This is a genomic window from Hymenobacter sp. UV11 (assembly GCF_004684095.1).
GTDB lineage: Bacteria > Bacteroidota > Bacteroidia > Cytophagales > Hymenobacteraceae > Hymenobacter.
In genome coordinates this window covers 407770-430762 of record NZ_SRII01000004.1, presented here as the reverse complement: position 1 = coordinate 430762, position 22993 = coordinate 407770, and the positions used below count along the sequence as shown (strand labels likewise).

Annotated in this window: 14 protein-coding genes and 1 riboswitch; of the genes, 6 read left to right on the top strand and 8 right to left on the bottom strand. The window is 61.8% G+C overall.

Annotated features, from left to right (window positions below):
* Positions 1-86: 86 nt before the first annotated feature.
* Positions 87-2033 (bottom strand): 1-deoxy-D-xylulose-5-phosphate synthase, encoded by a 1947-nt coding sequence (dxs, locus tag E4631_RS09230; RefSeq protein WP_133656126.1) that lies wholly within the window; start codon positions 2031-2033, stop codon positions 87-89.
* Positions 2034-2294: 261 nt separating this feature from the next.
* Between dxs and E4631_RS09225 the strand changes: the two genes are divergently transcribed.
* Both E4631_RS09225 and E4631_RS09220 read left to right on the top strand, forming a co-directional pair.
* Positions 2295-5333, top strand: coding sequence for a TonB-dependent receptor (locus E4631_RS09225; protein WP_166647959.1), 3039 nt, complete (start codon positions 2295-2297; stop codon positions 5331-5333).
* A gap of 142 nt (positions 5334-5475) precedes the next feature.
* Complete coding sequence (locus E4631_RS09220; protein ID WP_133656128.1) at positions 5476-6552, top strand: lysylphosphatidylglycerol synthase transmembrane domain-containing protein; 1077 nt, start codon at positions 5476-5478, stop codon at positions 6550-6552.
* A 71-nt stretch (positions 6553-6623) separates the two neighbouring features.
* Here the strand turns inward: E4631_RS09220 and E4631_RS09215 are convergent, their stop codons facing one another.
* The 3 genes from E4631_RS09215 to E4631_RS09205 all read right to left on the bottom strand — a co-directional run bounded on the left by E4631_RS09215 (position 6624) and on the right by E4631_RS09205 (position 11196).
* Positions 6624-7859 (bottom strand): M1 family aminopeptidase, encoded by a 1236-nt coding sequence (locus E4631_RS09215; protein WP_133656129.1) that lies wholly within the window; start codon positions 7857-7859, stop codon positions 6624-6626.
* A gap of 169 nt (positions 7860-8028) precedes the next feature.
* Positions 8029-10623, bottom strand: coding sequence for an erythromycin esterase family protein (locus tag E4631_RS09210; RefSeq protein ID WP_166647960.1), 2595 nt, complete (start codon positions 10621-10623; stop codon positions 8029-8031).
* Positions 10624-10779: 156 nt separating this feature from the next.
* Complete coding sequence (locus E4631_RS09205) at positions 10780-11196, bottom strand: hypothetical protein (RefSeq protein WP_133656131.1); 417 nt, start codon at positions 11194-11196, stop codon at positions 10780-10782.
* Between the two features lie 175 nt (positions 11197-11371).
* On the opposite strand from E4631_RS09205, the gene E4631_RS09200 reads away from it, so the two are divergent.
* The 4 genes from E4631_RS09200 to metX all read left to right on the top strand — a co-directional run bounded on the left by E4631_RS09200 (position 11372) and on the right by metX (position 15630).
* The gene (locus tag E4631_RS09200) at positions 11372-11659 is read left to right on the top strand and encodes a LysM peptidoglycan-binding domain-containing protein (RefSeq protein ID WP_133656132.1); all 288 of its coding nucleotides are present in this window, start codon (positions 11372-11374) and stop codon (positions 11657-11659) included.
* A gap of 225 nt (positions 11660-11884) precedes the next feature.
* Positions 11885-12002, top strand: a riboswitch (SAM riboswitch).
* A 372-nt stretch (positions 12003-12374) separates the two neighbouring features.
* Positions 12375-13058, top strand: coding sequence for a peroxiredoxin-like family protein (locus tag E4631_RS09195; RefSeq protein ID WP_133656133.1), 684 nt, complete (start codon positions 12375-12377; stop codon positions 13056-13058).
* Positions 13059-13119: 61 nt separating this feature from the next.
* Complete coding sequence (locus E4631_RS09190) at positions 13120-14505, top strand: O-acetylhomoserine aminocarboxypropyltransferase/cysteine synthase family protein (protein ID WP_133656134.1); 1386 nt, start codon at positions 13120-13122, stop codon at positions 14503-14505.
* A gap of 93 nt (positions 14506-14598) precedes the next feature.
* Positions 14599-15630: a homoserine O-acetyltransferase gene (gene metX, locus E4631_RS09185; protein WP_133656135.1), complete on the top strand. Its 1032-nt coding sequence runs from the start codon at positions 14599-14601 to the stop codon at positions 15628-15630.
* Between the two features lie 81 nt (positions 15631-15711).
* Here metX and E4631_RS09180 read toward each other — a convergent pair whose 3' ends face one another.
* From E4631_RS09180 to E4631_RS09165, 4 genes are all read right to left on the bottom strand, one after another.
* Positions 15712-16311 (bottom strand): hypothetical protein, encoded by a 600-nt coding sequence (locus E4631_RS09180; protein WP_133656136.1) that lies wholly within the window; start codon positions 16309-16311, stop codon positions 15712-15714.
* Between the two features lies 1 nt (position 16312).
* Complete coding sequence (locus E4631_RS09175; protein ID WP_167797031.1) at positions 16313-17824, bottom strand: SusD/RagB family nutrient-binding outer membrane lipoprotein; 1512 nt, start codon at positions 17822-17824, stop codon at positions 16313-16315.
* A 21-nt stretch (positions 17825-17845) separates the two neighbouring features.
* A complete protein-coding gene (locus E4631_RS09170; protein WP_133656138.1) occupies positions 17846-20989 on the bottom strand; it encodes a SusC/RagA family TonB-linked outer membrane protein in 3144 nt (1047 codons plus the stop codon).
* Positions 20990-21656: 667 nt separating this feature from the next.
* A complete protein-coding gene (locus E4631_RS09165; protein ID WP_133656139.1) occupies positions 21657-22898 on the bottom strand; it encodes an alpha/beta hydrolase in 1242 nt (413 codons plus the stop codon).
* Positions 22899-22993 lie beyond the last annotated feature (95 nt).

Here is a 22993-nt window from a genome sequence, read left to right as displayed (position 1 = left end):
GTGGCAAGCCCAGCCGGCAAACTTACTACCAAGCTGATTACCAATTTTTCAGCAATGTCCTTTTGCCCACTCACCCCGCCAGGCCCCTACCCCAGCACCGTAGCGCGCACGGTGTCGCTCACTTTGGCGCTCAGCTCACGCACGGTTGTCGCAATGCCGACGGCGTCGAAGCCACACTCGTGGTAGAGCTGGTCTTGGGTGCCGTGCTCCACTACGCGGTCGGGGATGCCGAGGCGGCGCACGGGCAGGTGCAGGCCGTTATCGGCCAGAAACTCCAGCACGGCCGAGCCGAAGCCGCCGGGTAGGCAGCCGTCTTCCACCGTCACGATGGCGCGGTAGCGGCGGGCCACGGCCAGCAGCATTTCTTCATCGAGCGGCTTGCAGAAGCGCATGTCGTAGTGGCCCACGTCGAGGCCCTCGGCGGCCAGGGTGGCGGTGGCCTTCACGGCGTAGTTGCCGATGTGGCCAATGCTGAGGATGGCCACGCCGCCCGCCTCGCCCTCGTGCACCACGCGGCCCGTGCCAATGGCCACGCGCTGCAAGGGCGTGCGCCACTCGGGCATTACGCCCTCGCCGCGGGGGTAGCGAATGCTGAACGGACCCGCGTTTTCGGGCAGCGTGGCGGTGTACATCAGATTGCGCAGCTCCTGCTCGTTCATGGGCGCGCTCACCACGATATTGGGGATGCAGCGCATGTAGGCCAGGTCGTAGCTGCCGTGGTGGGTAGGGCCGTCGGCCCCGGCAAAGCCGGCGCGGTCGAGGCAGAACACCACGTGCAGGTTTTGCAAAGCCACGTCGTGCACCACCTGGTCGTAGCCGCGCTGCATAAACGACGAGTAGATATTGCAGAACGGCACCAGCCCCTGCGTAGCCAGGCCCGCCGAAAACGTAACGGCGTGCTGCTCGGCAATGCCCACATCGAAGGCGCGCTCGGGCATGGCCGCCATCATAATGTTCAAGGACGAGCCGCTGGGCATGGCGGGCGTCACGCCCATAATCTTATCGTTGGCCTGGGCCAGCTCCAGCAGCGTGTGGCCAAATACGTCCTGGTACTTGGGTGGCTGCGGCTTGTCGGGGATTTTCTTGTAAATCTCGCCCGTTATCTTGTCAAACAGGCCCGGCGCGTGCCACAGCGTCTGGTCTTTTTCGGCCAGCGCGTAGCCCTTGCCCTTCACGGTCACGCAGTGCAGCAGCTTGGGGCCCGGAATGCTTTTGAGGTCATTCAACACGGCTACCAGATGCTGCACATCGTGGCCATCGACGGGGCCGAAGTACCGGAAATTCAGCGCCTCAAACAAATTGCTCTGTTTGAGGAGGGTAGCCTTCATGGCGGCCTCCACCTTGCGGGCAATCTGCTGCGGGTTGGGGCCGAATTTGCTCAGCTTGCCCAGCACGTTCCACAGCTCGTCGCGCACTTTGTTGTAGGTGCGCGAAGTGGTGATGTCGGTGAGGTATTCCTTGAGCGCGCCCACGTTGGGGTCGATGCTCATGCAGTTGTCGTTGAGCACGACAATCATGTTGTTGCGAATGTCGCCGGCGTGGTTGAGCGCCTCAAAGCTCATGCCCGCCGTCATGGCCCCATCGCCGATTACGGCAATGTGCTGGCGGTCAAACTCTTTTTTGTAGTCCGACGCCACGGCCATGCCCAGCGCCGCCCCGATACTGGTGCTACTGTGACCCACGCCAAAGGCGTCGTACTTGCTCTCCGACATCTTCGGGAAGCCCGACATGCCGCCGTAGCGGCGGTTGGTGGGGAAGCGGTCGCGCCTACCTGTTAATATTTTATGGCCATAAGCCTGGTGCCCAACATCCCAGACCAATTGGTCGTAAGGCGTATTGAAAACATAGTGCAGGGCCACCGTTAGCTCCACTACCCCCAACGAAGCGCCGAAGTGCCCCCCATAGATGCTCACCGTGTCGATAATGAACTCGCGCAATTCGGTGCTCACTTGCACTAGTTGCTCGGGAGCGAGTTTTTTAAGATCGTCGGGCGAGGATATCGCCGCCAGGAGCGGGCCGGGTTCAATAATCATCGGGGGCAGCAGGAAATGGGGCGCGGCTAAGCAACCGCGGGGCGGGCTAAAAGATTGGCCGGCCGACTTCAAAGGTACGACAAGCCACGGTGGGCGGTTGTGAAAGGCTGGCCCCAGAAGCCAACTAAGCCGGCCGGCACAACCGGTAGTATGGCTGGCTTAGTCGGCAGAAGAAAGCTCTCGGCCGACCATTTACTAAAAACGTAGGCTGGCAGTGCAACTATTGTGCGCCGTTTGCGCACTTTGGCCGTTATGATTTTTATGAAAAAGACTACGCTACCTGTGGCGGGATTATTGGCCGCCGCTTTTTTTGCCAGTCCGCACCTGGGCTACGGCCAGGCGGGCGGCCGCCCGGCGGCCGCGCCTGCGGCCCCTACCCGGTCGGCGGGTCGCCTTAGCGGCACCATCACGGAGGCAGCCACCGGCAAGCCAGTGTCATACGCCACGGTCAACGTCATCAATCCCAGCACCAACAGCCCCGTGAACGGCGGCGTGGCCGGCGACGATGGCAAGTTTGTACTGCCCGGTATTCCGGCCGGCACGTACCGGGTCGAGGTCAGCTTTATTGGCTACACCACGCAGTCGCGCACCATCACGGTGCCCGATGCCGGCGGCAACGTAGCACTGGGCACCATCGCGCTGGCCGCGGCGGCCCAAAAGCTGGGCGAGGTAATAGTAACCGGCAAAAAGCCCCTCATTGAGGAGCGCGTAGACCGCACTGTGTACAATGCTGACGTGGACAAAACGACGGCCGGCGGCGATGCCACCGACGTGCTCAAGCGCGTGCCGCTGCTGAGCGTGGACCTGGACGGCAACGTGAGCCTGCGCGGCAGCCAGAACATTAAAGTGCTGATTAACAATAAGCCCAGCACCATCGCGGCCAGCAGCGTGGCCGACGCCCTCAAGCAGATTCCGGCTGAGCAGATTCAAACCGTGGAGGTAATTACTTCGCCCTCGGCCAAGTACGACGCGGAAGGCTCGGGCGGTATTATCAACATCATTACCAAGCAGAACAACCTGCGCGGGGCCTCGCTGAACGTGAACGCCAGCGCCGGCACCCGGGGCAGCAACCTGGGCCTGAACGGCAACGTGAGCAACGGCAAGTTTGGGGCTTCGCTGGGCGGCTTTGGGCGGGCGCAGTACAACACGCCGGGCAGCTTCGAGAACGTGCAAACCAGCACCAACCTGCAAAACGGCCAGCGCACCACCGTGGAGCAAAGCGCCGCTACCCGGCAAACCAACGCTTTCGGGCGCTACACGCTGGGCCTGACCTACGATTTTGACAAGCAAAACTCGCTGGCCGGCTCGGTGGCCTACGGCATTCGCAACGGCAAAAACTACCAGGACCAGCTCATCAGCAATACGCTGGCGGGCATTACGCCGGGCATCTCGTCGGTGCGCGACGTGGTTTCGACCAGCAACTCGGGCACCGTGGATGCGAGCCTCAACTACACGCACCTCTACGAGGTGAAGCAGCGCGAGCTGAGCGTGCTGACTTTATTTAGCCAGAACAACCAGACCAGCGACTTCACTAACAACGTGTTCGCGCCCGGCGACCGGTCGTATCTGGGCCAGCTGGGCAACAACAACCAGAGCCGCAACCAGGAAATAACCGGGCAGATAGACTACCAGTCGCCCACCGCCAAGGACCAGCTGCTGGAATTGGGCGTGAAAAACATCGCGCGGCGCGTAACCAGCGACTACAGCAACTTCTACGGCCCCGGCCTGGCCCCGGCTAACCCGCCGGCCCCCAACTCCTTCCTGTACCAGCAGAACGTGGCCGCCGGCTACGCCGCCTACACCCTGGGCCTACCCAAGGGCTTTGCCCTGAAGCCGGGCGTGCGCTTCGAGTACACGACCATCCAGGCCAGCTTCAGCAACCCGAAGGGGGTGCTCACCGATACCAATATTCCCGACTACCTCAAGGTGCTGCCGAGCGTGAACCTGTCGCGCAAGTTCGACAACGGCAACGTGCTCAAGCTGGCCTACAACATTCGGATTCAGCGCCCCTCGCTGCAATTCCTGAACCCGAACGTGCAGGCCTCCAACCCCCTGAATGCCTCGGCCGGCAATCCTACCCTGCGCCCGGAAAACACCCAGAACTACGAGCTGGGCTACAGCACACTGATTAAGCAGAAGGTGAATCTGAACATCTCGACCTTCGTGCGCAGCACCAACAATGCCATCCAGACCGTGCGGGTGCCGCTGGCCGACTCGCTCAACCCGACCAGGGCGGTGGGCGCGCTGCTCTCGACGTACCGCAACGCGGGTACCGAGCGGGCCTACGGCACCAACCTGTTTGTGGGTATCAACAACACCAAGCTGAGCCTTAACGGCAGCATGGATTTGTTTTACAACGTACTACGCAACAACGACCAGAACAGCATCTACAATTCCAGCAACCAGGGCTTCGTGGTGAACGGGCGGATTTTTGGCTCATACAACCTGAGCAAGGAATGGGCGTTGCAGGCCTTCGCCTTCGTGCGGGGCCAGCAGGTGCAGCTGCAGGGCTACCAGTCGGGCTTTGGGGTGTACAGCCTGAGCTTGCAGCGCAACTTCGCTGAGAAGCGGGGCAGCTTCGGCTTTGGGGCCGAGAATTTTTTCAGCAACCAGATTACCATTCGCAACTCGGTGAGCACGCCCTACGTGGATAGCTACAATGGCGTGGCAATCAACGGCCCGGTGCTGACGCAGAACAGCGCCAACGTTCTCAACCGCCTGAGCCTCAAGGTTAACTTCAGCTATCGCATCGGTAAGCTGACGGTGGACCAGCGGCCCCGCAACCGCAAAGGCGTAAGCAATGACGACCTGAAAGAAGGCGGCGACGCGGGCGGCGGCGGCGGCGGCGGCGGCGGCTTAGAAGGCGGAGCCGGTAGTGGCGCGGGCGGGGCTGGTGGCGGTGCCCCAGCGGGCGCTGGCCGCCCAGCTGGCGCCGGCGGCGCTCGCCCCGGCGGCTACCCAGGCGCTGGCCGCCCAGCCGGTGCCGGCAGCCCAGCCAGCGCTACCGACTCGACGCGCCGCGCTATTCCGGCCGACTCGCTCCAGGGCCTGCGCAACCAGGCCGGCAGCCCCGACAGCGCCGCTGGCCGCCCGGCTACGATGCCCGCCGTGGGCTCGCCGGCTACCACCACGCCCGGCGTGGCTGTGCCCACTACCTCCCCCGATAGCACCACGACCAAGCCAACTCCCTCACCGGCTGTGAAGCCCAACTCGCCTACTTCGCCGGTGGGTGCGCCCTCGCCGGGCACTACTTCGCCGGGCGGCATCACGCCGGCGGGCCAGACTGGCGGGCGGCCCTAGCTTGCGCCGTTTTTAGAGTAAGTGCTTACGTGAGAGAAGGTCCGGTCGCAGGTGTTGCGGCCGGACCTTTTTGCGTTCCTACCCCCCCCGCCCGCCCCGAGCTGGTGGGCCGCCGTATTTTTGCCGCACCTTTACTGTGCCTATGCCTTCAGCCCCCCCTACCCCCCCGCCAGCCCCGAACAGCCTCGATGCCGACCTGCTGCGGCAACTGCGGCCGTCGCGCATTGTGCTGCCAGCACTGATTGGGTTGAGCGTGGTGGGGTTTCTGTTCTGGCGCTCGTACAAGCCCGGCGACCTGGCCCCGCTACTCGATGCCAAGTGGGAGTGGCTGGTAATCACGCTGTTGGTGCTGTGGGCACGCGACCTGGGCTACATCTACCGCATTCGCTACATCGCGGAGCGGGCCCTGAGCTGGCGGCAGGCGTTTGGGGTAATTGTGGTGTGGGAATTCGCCTCGTGCGTGCTGCCCTCGGCGGCGGGTGGCACGGCGGCGGCCCCGGTCATTCTCACCCGCGAGGGCATTCCGCTGGGCAAATCCATTGCTTACACCATCGTTACGGCTTTTCTCGACAACCTGTACTACGTGCTGATGGTACCGCTGGTGGTGTGGCTGGCGGGCGATGGCCTCTACCCCCACGGCTTGCAGTCGGCCTTTGTCCAGACGCTACGGGCCATTTTTATCTTCAGCTACGTGGCCGTATCGGCCTATTCGGCACTGCTGCTTTATGCCCTATTTATCAACCCGCGCTCGGTACGGCGGCTGCTGGTGCGGCTGGCCTCGACGCGGCTACTGCGCAGGTTTCGGCGGCAAGCCTATCGCCAGGGCCAGGAAATGGTGCTGGCCTCGGAGCACCTGCAAGGTGCGGGCGCAGCCTACTGGTGGCGCGCCAGCCTGAGCACCGTGTTTGTGTGGACGGCCCGCTACGCGATTATTGGCTGTCTTATTGCGGCCTTCACGCCCATGACGACGAGCACGTTCCTGTTCATCTTCGCCCGCAACATCACTTACAAAGTGGTGCTGCTGCTGGCCATCACGCCGGGCGGCGCGGGCATTGCGGAGGGCGCGTTTCCCACGTTTTTCGGCCGCTTTATGGGCACGGCGGCCATGACGAGCTTCCTGGTGCTGCTCTACCGCATCGTGACCTATTATTTCTACCTGGCGCTGGGCGTGGCGTATTTGCCCGGTTGGGTCACGCGCACGTTTCGGGCGGGTAGGTAGCGGGTGTTTACGGGGTGATTTACCTGGCCACAACCGGCCGGCAACGGGAATAATTTGCTAGCGAGTGGCCGCTAGTGGCGCAGCTCTGCGCCCAGCCACTGGCGGGTGGCCGGGCCGCTCACCTGCGCAACTACTGCCAGGAAGCCGGCCGTTGTACTGACTTTTTCGGCGGCAGTTTTTGCCAGGATAGCGCACATTTTTTCTGTCCCGACGCGAGCATGGAGAGCGGCCAGAACCACGGTTCCCTTATCGTAAATAACGCGGCGAAATAGGGGGTAGGGCGCTTGCTCGCGGTCAAACCCACTGATGGCCGGGGCTCCCGCAGCCGATTTCACCCGCTTGGCCAGCTCGGTTCGATAGCCCGCTGAGTCGCCGCTGGCCCGCAGGTAGAGCAGGCTGGCGTACGTGGCAAAGGCTTCGTTGAGCCACTCGGTTTCGTCATGCACGGAGCCGTAGCCCCACCACTTGTGGCTGATTTCGTGCGCCAGAATCAGCAGCTCGTCCTTTTTCGACACATCGAAGTCAGAATAAGTAATAACGGTAGCGTTATCGAGCAGGCCAAACGCATCGCGGTTGGTGCCAGGCAGCAAGACGCTAAACCGCGTGATGGGGTCCTGGGCACCCAGGGAGCGGTTGTAAAACGCAATAATATCCTCGGCCTTGTGCAGCAGCAGGGTATCACGGGCCAGCAGCGGCGGCGCGGCCTTAATCACCAGAATACGCGGCCCTTTGGCAGAAGCCACTTGCTGAAACTGGGGTGCCACCAGCGCCGTAATTTCCACGGCGCTGCCCGTTCCCCGAAAGGTCCACTGCCCGTGCTCGTGCTGACCCGGCGTGGCACTACGCACCTGGTAGGCCGGGGGTACGCTCACCACCAGGGAGTAGGCAATCACCTCATATTCAAGCAGCGGCCGAAAGGGCAGCCAGTTAGAATGCCCGCTAAACTCCATCACCTGGGCCGTGCGCAGGTTCTTATCCAGCGTGCCCGAGTAGGTGAATGTCAGCTGCCTGGCCCGCCGCAAGTGAGCCAGAAAACGCACTTCCACCTGCTGCATGGTATCGGCAAAGTAGGGGTAATAGCGCCGAACGACGCGCTGCCGAATAGCCTGGGAGCTGGTAAGATGCTGAATGGAAAACTGCCGGTTCAGATTCAGCCGCACTACGGAGGCCGTGTCGGTAGCTGGCAGGCTAAAGGTGTACTCGCAGGCAAATGAGTGCGTGGCCGGCGCTACTTGCAGACGCACCTGCACGGTGGGCGTGGCAAAGCTGCTACCCCAGCCGCCACAAAAGAACCAAAGAAGCGCCAAAAAACGCGCTGGCAAACGGGTCATAAATATTTTACTTAAAGCAGTTTGGGGTCAGTGTAGAAGCTGGGCAGTAGCGCGAACTTTGTAGTTCGCGTCCCCGCGCCGTTCGCTCGATTTTAGCGGCGCGGGGACGCGAACTACAAGGTTCGCGCTACTGAGTCCTACTCCCCTACGGCTGCCCGACCGGCGTAGCCAGCGCGCCGCCCGGCCGCTGGTAGCCATTCCAAAATTCGGGGCGGTAAGGCACCGGGGGGGGCGACACGGGCGGGCTACCCTTGAGCGGCTTGGGCGCCACTGGGGCCGGGCCGGCATCGGGTAGCGGCTTGAAGAATAACTCGCTCTGACTTTGATAGTAGAAGGGCTGCCCGGTTTTGAGCACGCGGCCGGCGCTCGCGGACTGGGCCAGGCTGCGGCGGGCGTAGTAGCGGTTGTCGGCGCCCTGGGTGTAATCGACTACATGGGTGGTACGGGTGGCCGTGAACACCTGGCGGTAGAGTTGCGCTACCAGGCTGTTTTTCAAGTAATTTTTACGCGCTACCCCGTTGTAGTAGGCCGTATCGAGCTGCCAGAGTGCCTCGTAGCGCAGCACGGCGTAGTCGCGCTGGCGCACCAGCAGCTTACCCTGGTACACGCCTTCGAGGTAAGCGCCAGTGCTGCGGTGGTTAGCATTCTTGGCCGCGAAGCTCAGCACGTACAGCGTTTCGGCGCCGCGCTGGCGCACGCTGTCGAGCTTCAGGGTGAATTTGCGGCGGTTGCGGTCTTCAAAAAGGGGCGAAATCCGCATCGGGTCAACCACGCTGCCCGCCGGACCAGCAATAGCTTCGGCCACGGAGCTGCGCGGCAGGCTGGCGGCGCCTACCAGGACATGGCGCTGCTCCACCTGCCGCGTCGGGCCACCTTCCAGCATCAAAAAGCCGCCGGCAAAGTGCCGGTAGCCGGCCGGCACCCACACCCGGCTCACGGTTTCGGCCTCGTAGCGCAGGGTGTCGAAGTTGCTGAGGCGGCGGTGCTCATACACCTCGCTGGCATAGTCCTGCTGCACATAATTGGTGGGGATACTCTTGATGATGTTCTTCAGAATAGTCGGCGGGTCGGGCGGGGCGCTGGCTACGCGCACCTCGTCGAGGGCATAGTTAGCGGGCGTCAGCACCACGGTCAGCTCCTCGGTGCCGCGCGGCGACTGCACCGTGGCCGCGTTGTAGCCCAGGCTGCTCACCAGCAGGGAAGTAGGGCCGGGCAGCGCCAGCGCAAAGCGGCCGTTGGCATCGGCCACGGTGCCCCTACCCTGCCCGGCCAGCTCCACCGAGGCATACGGCACCGGCGCGCGGCGCTGGTCGAGCACCACACCCCGCACCGTACGCAGGCCCGACACGTCGGCGGCCGCTACTACGCGCCGCACGGTAGCCCCGGTGCGGCTGGGCACGGGGTTCAGCGAGCCGGGCAGGGGTAGGGCCGCCACGGGCACGGCGGCGCTATCGGCGGGCGCGGCGGCCGTGGTGCTATCGGCGGGCACTAGGTGCGGCGGCTCTACCTCGCGCAAAAAAAGGAAGCCATCGACCACCTCGCTCCAGGGGCCGGCCAGCGGCTGGTAGTCAAAGGCATAGGTAGTAAGCTGGCGGCCCGGCGCGTCGTGCCGCAGGCTCACGAAGGCAACCGGCGAGTCGAGGGCCAGCAGACTGGCCTCCAGGGTGCCTGGCGCGGGCGGCGGCACGGGCACGCCCGCCGTGCCCGGCAGGCCGTGGCTGCCGCCGCCCGCCAGCGTACCCAGAATGTAAACTTGGCCCGCTGGCAGCGCCGCCCGCACGGCTTGGCCCATCGGCTGAAAGCTGCGCAGCTCCTCGCTGTTGAGGACGCTCACGCGGCCCGCGAAGTGGGGTAGGGCGCCCCAGCAGATGACTTTTTCGGCGGGGTGCTGGCGCAGGTACCACAGCAGGTTGTCGGCCATTTGGGCGTCGCGCGGGTTGCTGTCGGCGGCCACGAAGGTGGCGGCGGTTTTGGCGCCGGGGTCGTGGGCGGCGTAGTCGCGGGCCAGCGCCAGCAGGCTGCGCACGCACTGCTGCCAGAAGGCGGCCTCGGCGCGGCGGGCCGGGCTAGCGGCGGCGGCGGCCCGGCGCAACAGCGGCTCCGTCTTGGCTAGCTCGGCCTCGAAGGCGGCCAGCGGCTGGGTGGGCGGAAAGGCGTAGTGCTCCGCCATAAAGGCAACGGCATCGTCGAGCAGGTCAAAATTTAGGGTTTTGTCGCTGGCCTTGCCCTCATCCAGAAAATCTTCCAGGTCATCTACCAGGTCGTCGCTGTAATCGCCGCTCAGCTGCGGGTCGAAGCCCGTGACGCGCAGGCCATCGGGCCCCACCAGCGGCACCACGGCCTGAAACTCCTGAGTGCGCATCCAGACGGGGAAAATACTGCTCCTCAGGTTTTTAGCAACCGACTTGCCGGCCGCTATCTCGCGTTGCGCCTTGTTGAGCTCAAAAAAACCGCTTTCCATGGCCAGCGTCGTAAAGCCCAGGCGCTGCTGCAAGTAGGCCACCAGCCGCGCCTTGGCGGCCAGCACGTTGCCCTCACCGTGAGTAGGCTCACCCAGAAAAACCACCCGCGCCCCACCAATTTCCGACCGCAGAAATTCCAGCTCGGCAAACGTGGTATCGGCCGGGCTCAGGCTGCGCAGGCGGTGCGCGGGCACCTCGCCAGCAGCGACCTGCGCCCGCGCGGCCGGCATTATCCCTACGCTACCCACCCACAGCAACAGCCGGCAAAACCACTTCATTTTCTGGTCAAGGTTCAAGTTAAACATCTTATTACCCAAATTTTCAACGCAAAGGACCGCTTTTTAACGCCACTCCCGGCCCTTTGCGCATAAAAAAACCCCGCGCCCGTTACGGCGCAGGGTTTGGGTTGGGCATAGGCCCATTAAAATCTACTACTACTTAGTCTTCAGCATCAGCTTCGAATCGGGGCTGTTGGGGTTCACGAGCGTCAGCTTGTCATCGGTCAGGGTTTCGATGTTGAACGTGCTGCTGGTGGTGCTGCCTTCGGGGGTCATCACGATGGTTTTGGCGGCCTGGTCAAATACGTACTTGCCGCTCTGCGTGCCTGAGTAGGTGCCGTTCGAGGCAAAGCTGATTTCCTGGTCCTGGGCTGCGGCGTCCTGCTTCACTTTGTCGCCGGCCGCGTCGGTCTGCTTGTCGGTCACCCACGCCTTGCTGCTTGAGCCATACAGCTTGTTAACTTCCTCTACCTTACCCTTATCGCTGCCGCACGAAGACATGATGAACAAGAGCGCCACCACGCTAAGCAAGGAGGTGAAGTAGGACCGGAAGGATACGTGTGAAAGATTCATGGGGGAAAGAAAAAAGAAGGTGAAAGGAAAAGCGCTGGTGAATACGGCTCTGCTTACGCACTGCTTTTTTTTTAGTTATGCGTAGTAACCTTGCCCCCCTACCCCCGTAAAAGGCTCAAAGCCACCCAGCACCGCTGTGGCAGCTATTCTTTCTCACACTAACCGCACTAGTCACATGGGCTTGCTCGATTTTTTGAATAATGAAGGTGATAAAAAGCCCGTTGCTCCGGCTACTACGGGTACTGGCACCGACTTTTTCGGCAACAGCGCCCAACCTGCTGATGCGGCTGCCGCTGGTACTTCCTACACCGTAGTGAGCGGCGACTCGCTTTCCAAGATTGCTAAAAACCACTACGGCGACGCCGCTAAGTGGCACCAGATATACGAGGCCAACAAGGCCATCATCGGCAGTAACCCCGACCACATTGAAGTGGGTCAGGAGTTAACCCTACCTAGTATCTAGGTACTTTTTGCAGAAAAAAGGTGAGAAAAGCCACTCCAGCATTGGGGTGGCCTTTTTGTTTATAGTGTAGGGTAAGCTTTAGCTTGCCGTCGGTGAGAAGAATTATGGCAAGCTAAAGCTTACCTTACATTTTTTTCTTGGTTTTCTTGCATAAGTAAACGCACTGCTTATATTTGCCCTCACCAATCCGGTACTCCCCCGCAGCAGGCGGGGCAGTTTTAGTAAGTTTTATACAGAAGCGGCGAGAGATTAGGCTCCGTGACCCGCTGGCAACCTTCACCCGCTGAAAGGTGCCAATTCCTACCCCAGTAGCTGCTCGCCGCAGCCTGGGGGGCTATAAACCGAGTACCATGGCACACGCATCCTTTTTCGCTGCTCCTTCCTACCCTGCCGCTTCGGTGCGCAGCCTGGGAAACTCTCTGCAATCGGCCGTAGCTGGCCCGGCTTCCGCAGCCGGGCGAATGCGAATGTGCTGTTGTTGCCAAGGCTAACGCCTCTGGCGCTATTCGCTCCGCTTCTTTTGTGGGTATTGCTTCCGCCGGCTGGCTTGGCCCCGGCGCCTGCCGCTTGATATAGTCACTGCAAAGTCAACTTATTAGCTAGCAAGTATTTAGCAATCTAATTGCTTGCCTACCCCCACCCGAAGCCGCGAACCAGCCAACAGCACGGAGTTTGACAAAAACTTTTTTCTCGCAGCTACTTCCCGTTACTTGTCATGTCTACCCTCGTTTCCGCTACCGCCTTTCAGCAAGCCCTTACGGCCACGGCCCAGCACCTGGCCACCGCCCTACCCCCCACCGCCGCCCGCAGCATCGACGGCGGTATTGCCCGCACTGAAGCCGCTGGTATTGTCCGCCACGCCCTTGCCGCCGGCCAATCGGCCCCCAACTTCAGCCTGCCCGACGCGGCCGGCCAGCCCCAAACCCTGGCTGCGCTGCTGGAGCAAGGCCCGGTGGTGCTCACGTTTTACCGCGGCAACTGGTGCCCCTACTGCAACGTGCAGCTGCGCGCCTACCAGCAAATCTTACCCGAGCTTGCCCAATACGATGCCACGCTGGTAGCCATATCGCCCCAAACCCCCGACTTTACTAGCTTGACGGCCAGCGAGAAAGAACTAACCTTTCCGGTGCTGAGCGACGCCGGCAACGCCGTGGCCCGGCAGTACGGCCTGGCCTATGGGGTAGGCGCCGAGGTGGCCGAGACGCTGCGTAGCGTGGGCATTGACCTGGCCGCCTATAACGGGACCACCGACGACGAGCTGCCGCTCACGGCCACCTTCCTCATCGGCACCGACGGCGTAATTGCCTGGGCGCAGGTGGAGGCCAACTTCAAGCACCGGCCCGACCCGGCGACCTTGCTGGCCGCGCTGGCGCAACTGCCGGTGGCTATTCCGGCTTAGGTAGCCGCCGCCGCTTTTTTTACTTGATTTTCAACTTCAACAGTCTTTATTTTTTAGCATCATGGCCACCCAAAACCAGCACTTCGAGACGCTTCAACTACACGCCGGGCAGCAGCCCGACCCCACCACCGGCTCGCGCGCGGTGCCCATTTACCAAACCAGCAGCTACGTGTTTAAGAACGCGGAGCACGGCGCTAACCTGTTTGCGCTGAAGGAGTTTGGCAATATCTACACCCGCCTGATGAACCCCACCACCGACGTATTCGAGCAGCGCATTGCGGCGCTCGAAGGCGGCGTAGCGGCGCTGGCCGTGGGCTCGGGCCAGGCGGCGCAGTTCATTGCCCTAAACAACATCTTGCAGCCCGGCGACAACCTGGTGAGCAGCTCGTACCTCTACGGCGGCACCTATAACCAGTTTAAGGTGGCGTTCAAGCGCATTGGCATTGAGGCGCGCTTTGCCCAGGGCGACGACGCCGACAGCATCGAGTCGCTGATTGACGACCGCACCCGTGCCATCTACGTCGAGTCGATTGGCAACGGCAGCTTTAGCGTACCCGACTTTGAGCGCGTGGCAGCGGTGGCTAAAAAGCACGATATTCCGCTGGTGGTAGACAATACCTTCGGCGCGGGCGGCTACCTGTTCCGTCCCCTGGAGCACGGCGCCAACATCGTGGTGGAGTCGGCTACCAAATGGATTGGCGGCCACGGCACCACCATCGGCGGCGTGATTGTGGACGGCGGCACCTACGACTTTGGCAACGGCAAGTACCCGCAGTTCACGGAGCCCAGCGAGGGCTACCACGGCCTGGTTTTCAACGATGTATTTGGCAAAGGTGGGCCGTTTGGCAACATCGCCTTCATCATCCGGGCCCGCGTGGAAGGCCTGCGCGACTTCGGCCCGTCGCAGAGCCCGTTCAACTCGTTCCTGCTGCTACAAGGTGTCGAAACCCTGAGCCTGCGCGTGGAGCGCACCGTCGAAAACGCCCTGAAGGTGGCGCAGTGGCTGGAGCAGCACCCGCAGGTGGCCAGCGTTAATTACCCCGGCCTGGCCAGCAGCCCGCACCACAAAAATGCCGCGAAGTACCTGAAGCGCGGCTTCGGCGGCGTGCTGTCGTTTGTGCTGCACGGCAGCAAGGAAACCGCCACGGCCCTCATTGATAGCCTCAAGCTCATCAGCCACCTGGCTAATGTGGGCGATGCCAAAACGCTTATCATTCAGCCGGCGGCTACTACCCACCAGCAGCTGAGTGAAACCGAGCAGAAAGCCTCGGGCGTAACGCCCACGCTGCTGCGCCTGTCGGTAGGCATCGAGCATTTTGAGGACATCATCGCCGACCTGGAGCAGGCTATTGCCGCCGCCATTACGGCCGTGCCCAAGGGCAAGGACGAGGCCGTGGACACGATTCCGGAGCCCGAGCCGGAGCATGCCCAGCCGCTCGAAGTATAAGTTATCAAGCTCTTAGCAATGGTGCCACTGCCTCTGGGCGGTGGCACCATTTTGCGTTGTAGTGCCTTTGCTCTTTCTAGTCTATCCGCCGCTATGCCCGATTTATCTTTCCCCCTCCCTACCCCCTTTCCGCTCGAGAGTGGGGCCACGCTGGCTGGCGGCCAGGTGGCCTACCGCACCTGGGGCCAGCTCAACGCCGCGCGCGACAACGTGGTGTGGGTGTGCCACGCCCTCACGGCCAATGCCGATGTGCTGGACTGGTGGGCGGGCTTGTTTGGGCCGGGCTGCTTTTTTGACCCGGCCGACTGGTACATCGTGTGCGCCAACGTGCTGGGGTCGTGCTACGGCAGCACCAGCCCGCTCGATATAGACCCGGCCACCGGCGCCCCGCGCTACGAGGAGTTTCCGCTGCTCACCATCCGGGACCTGGCGGCCGCGCATGAGGCGCTGCGGCAGCACCTGGGGCTGGCCCGCATTCATACCATTATCGGTGGCTCCCTGGGCGGGCAGCAGGCGCTGGAGTGGGCCTTGGCGCAGCCGCAGCTCATTCAGCACCTGGTAGTTATTGCTACCAATGCCCGGCACTCGGCCTGGGGCATTGCCTTTAACGAGGCGCAGCGGCTGGCCATTGAGGCCGACCCCACCTACCACGCCCACGCGCCGGAGGGGGGTAGCGCGGGCCTGCGCGCCGCCCGCGCCGTAGCCCTGCTCAGCTACCGCGGCTACGAGGCTTATAACACCACCCAGACCGACGACGAGGCCGACCCGCGCCTGCGCGACTACCGCGCCAGCAGCTACCAGCGCTACCAGGGCAATAAGCTCGTGGCCCGCTTCAACGCCTACAGCTACGTGACCCTGAGCCGGGCCATGGACACTCACCACCTGGGGCGCGGCCGGGGGGGGGTAGGGCCGGCGCTGGCCCGCATTCGGGCGCGCACGCTGGTGCTGGGCATCACCTCCGACGTGCTCTTTCCGCTGGCCGAGCAGCGCGAGCTGGCGCAGGGCATCGCGGGCGCTATCTACGGCGAGCTGGAGTCGGGCTACGGGCACGATGGCTTTTTGCTGGAAATCAAGCAGATAATGCAGCAGCTTGAGGTGTTTTACGCCGCCGCCCTGGCCGCGTAGGTCCCTACCCCCCAGTTTGCAACAAAAGAGCCCCGGCAATACTGCCGGGGCTCTTTTCGTATGCTGCAGTTGCGGGCCGTTTTACAGCAGGCGCACGTCTACTTCAGTGGTGATAAGCTGCGTACCGTCTTCCAGGGTGATGAGGAAGAAGAAGCGTAGCTGATTGGGCGTCTGGGCGTTGGCGTTGGGCGTGAGGGTACCCGCGCCGCCGGTCGAGGTGCCGGTGAAGGCAAAGGCTGCCGTTTTGGTAGAGCCAGCGGGCAGAGTCGGGAACACCGCGTTGAGGCGCGTCACGTAGCTGCGTACCGCGTTTAGGTCCGAACTGAAAGTGATAGTATTCGTGCCGTTGCCGGCTACCGGGGTAAGCAGGTAGTTGGGGTACAGGTTGCTCTGCAGGTATTCGACGCCGCTGTTGCCAGTCGCTACCTTGGTGATTTCCTTGATTTTACCCTTGTCGGCCGGAATGCTGAAGGCAATCGAGAAGGTACCGTTGCCATCGGCGCCCACGGTGGTGGTGACGACGGGGAAGCGCTCGAAATACACTTGGTTGGTAACGGTGACCGGAATGGCCGCAATACTGTCCTGCAACGGGGCCAGGTGATTGCCGTAGTCCTTCTTACAAGCCGAAAAACCGACGGCCAGCACGAGCAGCAACGCGAGCTGAGTAGCTATTTTTTTCATCTTAATTGGCATAATAAAGCGGATTGGGAGTGCTGGTCCACCACACGGGGGTAGCGATGGTTACCGTCGGCATGTTGTCGCCGTTGGCGGCCACCTCGGAGGGGGGGTAGAGCAGGCGCTGCGGGATATTGGGCGTAAACGACACGTTGAGTGCGGGCTGCAGTCGGGGGTAGCCCGTGCGGCGGTAGTCGTTCCAGGCCTCGTAGCCATTGCCGACCCAGGCCGTCCATTTCTGGCGGATAATCTGGTTGACTTTATGGGCATCGGTGCCGCTGAGGGTCACGATGGCCGGATTGGCCTTGAAGTAACTATTGATATCTCCTTGGCTAAGACCGGTTTCCTGCATCGACGCGCGAATACCCTGCTTGTAGAGCGAGTCGGCAATGCCCGGCGTTTTGAGCGTGATAACGGCCTCGGCCAAGATAAAGCACCGCTGGAAATTGGTGAGCAGGCGCACCGGCGCCTCACCGGCGTTGCCCAGCACGTAGGTGTTGTAGAGCGAGCGGTTGGCCCGCACCGGAGCGGTGGCGTTGCTACCGTTCTCAATACCTGTAAACTTGCCAAAAACCGTAGTTTCGGTCGGGGCCGTGTTAGCGGGAGTAGTGGTAAAGTACTTCGGCATCCGGGGGTCCTTGTACGCCGCCAGCGAGTCCAGGAAGCGCGTGCTGGCCATCTGGTCGTTGGGGCGGTTCGTGACGTTGTACGAGTAGAACGGGTTGGTATTGCCCACCGCCGTGCCGAAGGGCACCGCGAAGTCATCGGCATTGGCATAGATGGCCGCGGTACCGTCGGCCCCCTTTGTCAGCACTTCGTTTATCACCTTGGCGGCCAGTACCGGGTCTTTCTTGCTGACGGTATTAGCAAACTTTAGCAGCAGCATATTACCCATCTTTTTCCACTTGGTGAGGTCACCTTTATACACAGCGTCGTCGGCGCCCGGCGCCAGCGTGCCGGGCTTGTCGAGGTCGGCCAGGCCTTCACGCACCAAGTCAAACAGGCTCTGAATGCCGGTAGCGCCTTCGTAGATATCCTGCTGCTTGTCGAATGCCGGGTGGATAACCGTAAGGCCTTGCAGGGCCTGCGAGTAGGGCACATCGCCCCACATATCCGTCACCATCGCAAAGTTGTAGGCCTTGAGGAGCTTGGCAATGCCCGAGTAGGCGGGGCTGGTACCCTGCGTGTTGGCAATGAGCGTCTGGGCGCCGTTCAGGTTGTTGCCGTACAGGTCGCCGCGCCACTCGTTGTCGTAGTTGCCGCTAATAGCGTATTTATCCTCCGTAAAGGGCTGGTTGGCAATGCCGGCAAAGTGCTGGATGAACAGGTCACCATCGCGGCCCAGCGTGTTGCCAGCTACGAAAGCGGTGCCAATAGTAATGGTGGGCAGCTGCACGCTGGGCTGCACAGTGATGGGGTTGTTAGGACTGACGTTGACGTCCAGGAACTTGGAGCAGCTAGCAGCAGCCAGGGCCGTAGCAGCTAGCGCAGCGTACCGGAAGCAGGTAATATTCTTCATAAATACGTTCATGATAGCCGATTAGAAAGTGAACCGCAGGTAGGCGCCATAGCTGCGCACGCTGGGCGGGCCCTGCAGGTCGAGGCTGCGGATGTTGCCGGCGCCCTGGGTGTTCACTTCGGGGAAGAAGTTGGCGTTGGGGGCGTAGTAAAAGAGGTTGCGGCCCGATAGCGTGAAGGAAGCGCTGCCGAAAGGCGTGTGGGTCAGCAGGCCGGTGGGCAGGTTGTAGCCCAGCGATACTTCACGCATGGTGAAGTGCGTACCGTCGAAGACATTGAGGTCGCTTTGCAGGCCCTGGTTGCTCCAGTAGCTTTGGGCGTCAACCTGGATGTTGTTCTGGCGGTAGGTACCGTCGGCATTCTGAATTACGCCCGGAATAATGCGCGGCTGGTCGCGGGATACGCCGGTTTCGGCCAGCATACCGGCCGACTTGTACGCCGCTTGGGTAAAGGACAGAATGTCGCCGCCCACGATGGCATCAACCAGGAAGGAGAGCGTAATCCCCTTGTAAGCCAGAGTGTTGGTGATGCCACCCTGCCAGTCGGCGTTGGGGTTGGCAGTTACCTGCGAGCTAAGCTCCGTTGCCCAGAGGCCAGTGCGGGGGTTGATGAGGTACTGGCCGTCGGGAGCGGTAGCCTTCTTCTGACCCAGAATAACGCCGTAGGGCTGGCCCACCACGTAGGAAGGCACCGAGCCGATGAACGAGCTGCCCGGAATGGTAGAGCTGGTAACGCCCGGATAAATCGACACTACCATGTTGCGAATGCGGGTGTAGTTGGCCGAGATATCCCAGGTGAAGCCCGAGGTAGCGCGTACCGCCGAGAGGGTAGCCAGCAGCTCGATGCCTTTGTTGTCGAGCTGGCCGGCGTTGGTGTAGAAGCTGGTGTAGCCGGTGGTGCCGGGCAGCGTCACGGGCAGAATCTGGTTCGAGCTAACCGTTTTGAAGTAGGTAGCGTCCAGGGTCAGGCGGTTGTTAAAGAAGCCCAGGTTCAGGCCCACTTCGGCCGACTTGGTAAACTCCGGCTTCAGCGTTTGGCCGCCGCCGATGGTGGCGCTGGGCCGGAAGCCTACCACCCCGTTGAAGGGGAAAGTAACGTTGGCCACGTTGTTGCCCTGGCCGCCCGATACATAGTACGTGTCGAGCACGTAGGGGTCCGCGTCGCGGCCTACCCGCGCCACGTTGCCCCGAATCTTACCATAAGAGAAGAAATCCGAGTCGATGTTAAAGGCATCGGTAAACACGAAGCCGGCCGACACCGAGGGGTAGAGGTAGGTGTTGTTGGTGGTGGGCAGGGTCGAGGAGCGGTCAACGCGCGCCGTACCTTCTAGGAACAGGTAGTTGTTGTAGGCCAGCGACAGGTCGGCGTAGTAGCCCAGCAGGCGGCGCGTGTAGTTGGTTTCGCCGCTACCCGTAAAGTTGGCCGCGTTGATGGTGTTGTAGAAGCCGGGCTGCGAAAGCGTAGCCGCCGACACGTACTGCTCGTTGCGCTTGCGCTGGTTGGTTTGCTGGCCCACGAGCAGGGTAGCGTTCAGCTTATCCAAGAAGATATTCTCCTTCTTGGCCGTAATCAGCAGGTCACCGGTAAACTCGGCGTACTGGATATTATCCTGGAAAATCAGGCCCGTTGGGTTACGCGACGACGTGATGGCGGCAATCTGCTTGCGGCGGTCGGTGTAGGTATCGAGGCCGGCCCGGTACGTTACGCTCAGCCACGGAAAGAAGTCGTAGCCAATGCTGGCCACGTTGATGAAGCGCGTGACGTTGCTGGACGTATTGTTATTCTGCAGATTCCAGTTGGGATTATCGAGGCCTGAGAAAAACAAGTTGCCTCCGGTGGCCGTCTGGTAGGGCTGGCCCTGCAGGTCGAAGCTGCGCGGTACTGACGAGAGCGTGCCGAAGGCGCTACCCCCGTTGCCGGTCTGCGGCGCCAGCTGGTCGGTTTGCGAGAAGTTGACCGAGCCCGTGAGGCGGATTTTATTCTGCAGCGTGGTGCCGCCGCCCAGCTGCACGTTGGTGCGCTGCAGGTTCGACGATTCTACGATGCCCTTCTGGGTCGTGCTGTTGATGTTGAGCGAGAAGTTCGACGTACCGTTGTTGCCGGCCAGCTGCACGCCATTGGTCCAGAGGCTACCCGTCTTGTAGAAGTTCTTGATATTATCTGGGTAGGCCTGGTAGGGCAACGTGCTATTATCGGCCAGCAGCAAGCCGTTGGCGCGAGTGGGGGTAGTGCCGAAGCGCGGGCCCCACGAGTTGGTGCTACCCGTCAGGATATTACCGGCGCCGCTGGCAGTGGTATTGGTGCCACCCGTGCCCTGGCCATAGTCATTTTGAAAATCAGGCAAGCCCATCACGCTTTGGAAGTTATAGCCGGTAGTTATTACTACCTCCAGCTTCTTGTTCACGTTGGCGCCCGACTTGGTCGTAATCAGGATGGCGCCCGACGAGGCGCGCGAGCCGTAGAGCGCGGCAGCGGCCGGGCCCTTCAGGATGCTGATATTGGCGATGTTGTTGGGGTCGATGTCGGCCGCGCGGTTGGCGGTTTGGGCACCGTAGAGCGTGCCGGCCGCGCCGCCGTTGGTGCGGTCAGTGTCGTTACTCACCGGAATGCCATCCACCACGAACAGCGGCTGGTTGCTGCCCGTGAGCGAGGTAATGCCCCGGATGTTGATGTTGGTAGACGTGCCGGCTAGGCCGCTGGCCCCGGTGATGTTCACGCCCGATACCTTGCCCTGCAGGGCGTTCAGCACGTTGGGCTCCGACTTCTGGGCCACTGCGCCGCCCTGAATTTCCTGGGTAGCGTAGCCCAGCGTGCGCTTGTCCTTCTCAATGCCGAGGGCCGTCACCACTACCTCGCTCAGCTCGCGCGAGTTCTGGCTCATCGCCACTTTAAAGGTCGTTTCGCTGCCCACGGGCCGCTCCACGCTGTTCATACCTATGGAGGAGAATATCAGCGTAGCCCCGGCCTGGGGCACGGCCAACGTAAACGAGCCGTCAGCGTCGGTAGAAGTACCATTCGTAGTGCCCTTCACGAGCACCGTAACTCCCGGTAGACCTTCGCCGGTTTTCTGGTCCGTAACCCGGCCCGACACCGCCCGTGTTTGGGCTAGTGCCACCTGCAGCAACGTGGCCAGCAGCAGCCAGGTCAGAAGTAATTTTCTTTTCATGCAAATGTGAGTTGGTGAAAATGAATGAAGTATGGGTAAAGCGAAAGCCCTAAAGTAGAAGGGCCCCTTGTTCCTTTCTCATCCATGCTGCACATTTTTTTCTTAAATTTTCCTTAATTGTTACTAATAAAATATCATTTCACCTTATAGCTTAACGCTTTCTTACTACAAAGTCTTGACTGGCAGCAAACTATCCATAATGGCGATTTTCTACGATTTGGTACTGTAAATCTTACTTTTAGGCTCCGAGTTGCTGTGTCCTACCCCCTTCGGCCAGCACCTACTCATGCCCAATTGGTTACGACGGCTGTTTCATTGCAGAACGCAATAGTCACTATACCGCCGCATCTGTTAGCAGCTAGAGATTATTCTGACTAATAGCTCACTACTGACTGCCGCATGGCGGTTGGCGCCCCTTGCATGGCGGCCGTTATCTGCTGGTAGTGCTCGGCCGGGCGTTCACTAAAGCTCAGAGCCTTTCACGGAATAGTTAAACAACCAGCAAGTTTACAGGGGTTACATCCTGAAGGAAAAAAAAGGCAATAAAGCCAAAAAAACGCGACTGCCCGCAGGCTTATGCAAGCCTACGGGCAGTCGCGTCGTCGTTTATCCAGCTTAAAATCAAGCTAATACTACATTAGCCTAATGCAGCGCCTCCCCCCCTTGCTTACTCAAATACAACGCGCACCGGCGCCTGCCCGGCGAAGCGCAGCGAGTAGATGCCGGCCGCCAGCGCCCCGCGCGGCACCTGCCAGCTTTGGGCGGTAGGCGCGAGGCGGCGCACCACGCGGCCCGTCATATCGAGCAGGTCGGCGGGGCCCAGCTCGCGCCAGGTGGGGGGTAGGGCCAGCTGCACGTAGTCGCGGGCCGGCAGGGGGTAGGCTTGGGCAATGGGCGCGGCTGCGCTGGCTGGGCGCGCCGCCAGCGCGGTGCCGGTGAGCCGTAAAATCGGCCGCAAAAAATCGCGGATGGTCCAAAAGGTAGTGTCGGCGTAGCTGGCGTTGCTTTCAAACGGGATGTGGCCGGCGCCCTTGAACGTGCGCAGCGTGTTGCGAATGCCCACGGCCGTGGCGCGGGGATTGAGGCGGCCGCTGCCGTACACGTACTTGGGGGGTAGGAGCGAGCCGATTTTGCCTTGCAGATAGGGCACCGTGGCGTCAAAGGTGCCGTGCACGCTGCACAGCGGCGCGTTACCGGCCTCGATGATACTGGGGTTTTCGGTGGCGCCACTCAGGTTGAGCACGGCGGCCACGGCGCTGCTGTAAGCGGCATTGCCGCCATTGCCCTCGATACCGCCCAGCGCGGCCAGGCCCACGTAGGCGGGCACTTCGCTGGCTTTGTCGAGGTAGCCGGTTTCGAGCGCGGCAAAGGCCCCGGCCGACGAGCCGCCCACCACAATGTAGCTGCTGTGCACGCGGTAGGCTTTGGCGGTGGCCGCATCTTGGCGGAAGAAGCGCACGGCGGCGCGCATATCCTGCATGGCCCGGATGGCCGCCTGCGCTACCCCCACCGTATCGGCGGGCCGGGCTATGCCGGTGAGCGGAAAGCCCAGCCGGTACTCGATGCTGGCCGCAACGTAGCCCAGGCGGGCCATGCGTGTGCAGATACTGACCATATAATCATCAATGCGCGAGCCGGTTACGAAACCGCCCTGGTGCGCAAAAATGATGAGCGGCCGGCGCTTCACCGTGTCGCCGGTGGGTTGGTAGAGGTCGAGCAGCAGCTGCTGGGTAGTGCCCAGGTAGGTGGTTGCCGCGCCGTAGGCCACATCTTTCGTGACCGTGACCGCGGCAAAAACCGGGCGGTAGTAGCGCCCGCCGGTGGTGTCGATGGGCGCCAACTGCGCCGAGGCCAGGCTCGGAGCCGCCAGTAAAAGCAGGGTGGCCAGGATGCGGAAAAGTGGTTTCATAGGTAGTCAGCTTTAGCGTACAGATGGACTGGCACCCGGCACGCGCCCCAACGTGGCAACGGCGGCCGGCAGTGTAAGTTAGTGCCTGGGCAGTG

Bases quoted from the DNA above. Each gene is read 5' to 3' on its own strand.
- E4631_RS09200 (WP_133656132.1), top strand. From the start codon at position 11,372: ATGGGCTTGCTCGATTTTTTGAATAATGAAGGTGATAAAAAGCCCGTT.
- E4631_RS09175 (WP_167797031.1), bottom strand. From the start codon at position 17,824: ATGAAGAATATTACCTGCTTCCGGTACGCTGCGCTAGCTGCTACGGCC.
- E4631_RS09225 (WP_166647959.1), top strand. From the start codon at position 2,295: ATGAAAAAGACTACGCTACCTGTGGCGGGATTATTGGCCGCCGCTTTT.
- E4631_RS09210 (WP_166647960.1), bottom strand. From the start codon at position 10,623: ATGAAGTGGTTTTGCCGGCTGTTGCTGTGGGTGGGTAGCGTAGGGATA.
- E4631_RS09190 (WP_133656134.1), top strand. From the start codon at position 13,120: ATGGCCACCCAAAACCAGCACTTCGAGACGCTTCAACTACACGCCGGG.
- dxs (WP_133656126.1), bottom strand. From the start codon at position 2,033: ATGATTATTGAACCCGGCCCGCTCCTGGCGGCGATATCCTCGCCCGAC.
- E4631_RS09165 (WP_133656139.1), bottom strand. From the start codon at position 22,898: ATGAAACCACTTTTCCGCATCCTGGCCACCCTGCTTTTACTGGCGGCT.
- E4631_RS09220 (WP_133656128.1), top strand. From the start codon at position 5,476: ATGCCTTCAGCCCCCCCTACCCCCCCGCCAGCCCCGAACAGCCTCGAT.
- E4631_RS09205 (WP_133656131.1), bottom strand. From the start codon at position 11,196: ATGAATCTTTCACACGTATCCTTCCGGTCCTACTTCACCTCCTTGCTT.
- metX (WP_133656135.1), top strand. From the start codon at position 14,599: ATGCCCGATTTATCTTTCCCCCTCCCTACCCCCTTTCCGCTCGAGAGT.
- E4631_RS09195 (WP_133656133.1), top strand. From the start codon at position 12,375: ATGTCTACCCTCGTTTCCGCTACCGCCTTTCAGCAAGCCCTTACGGCC.
- E4631_RS09170 (WP_133656138.1), bottom strand. From the start codon at position 20,989: ATGAAAAGAAAATTACTTCTGACCTGGCTGCTGCTGGCCACGTTGCTG.
- E4631_RS09180 (WP_133656136.1), bottom strand. From the start codon at position 16,311: ATGAAAAAAATAGCTACTCAGCTCGCGTTGCTGCTCGTGCTGGCCGTC.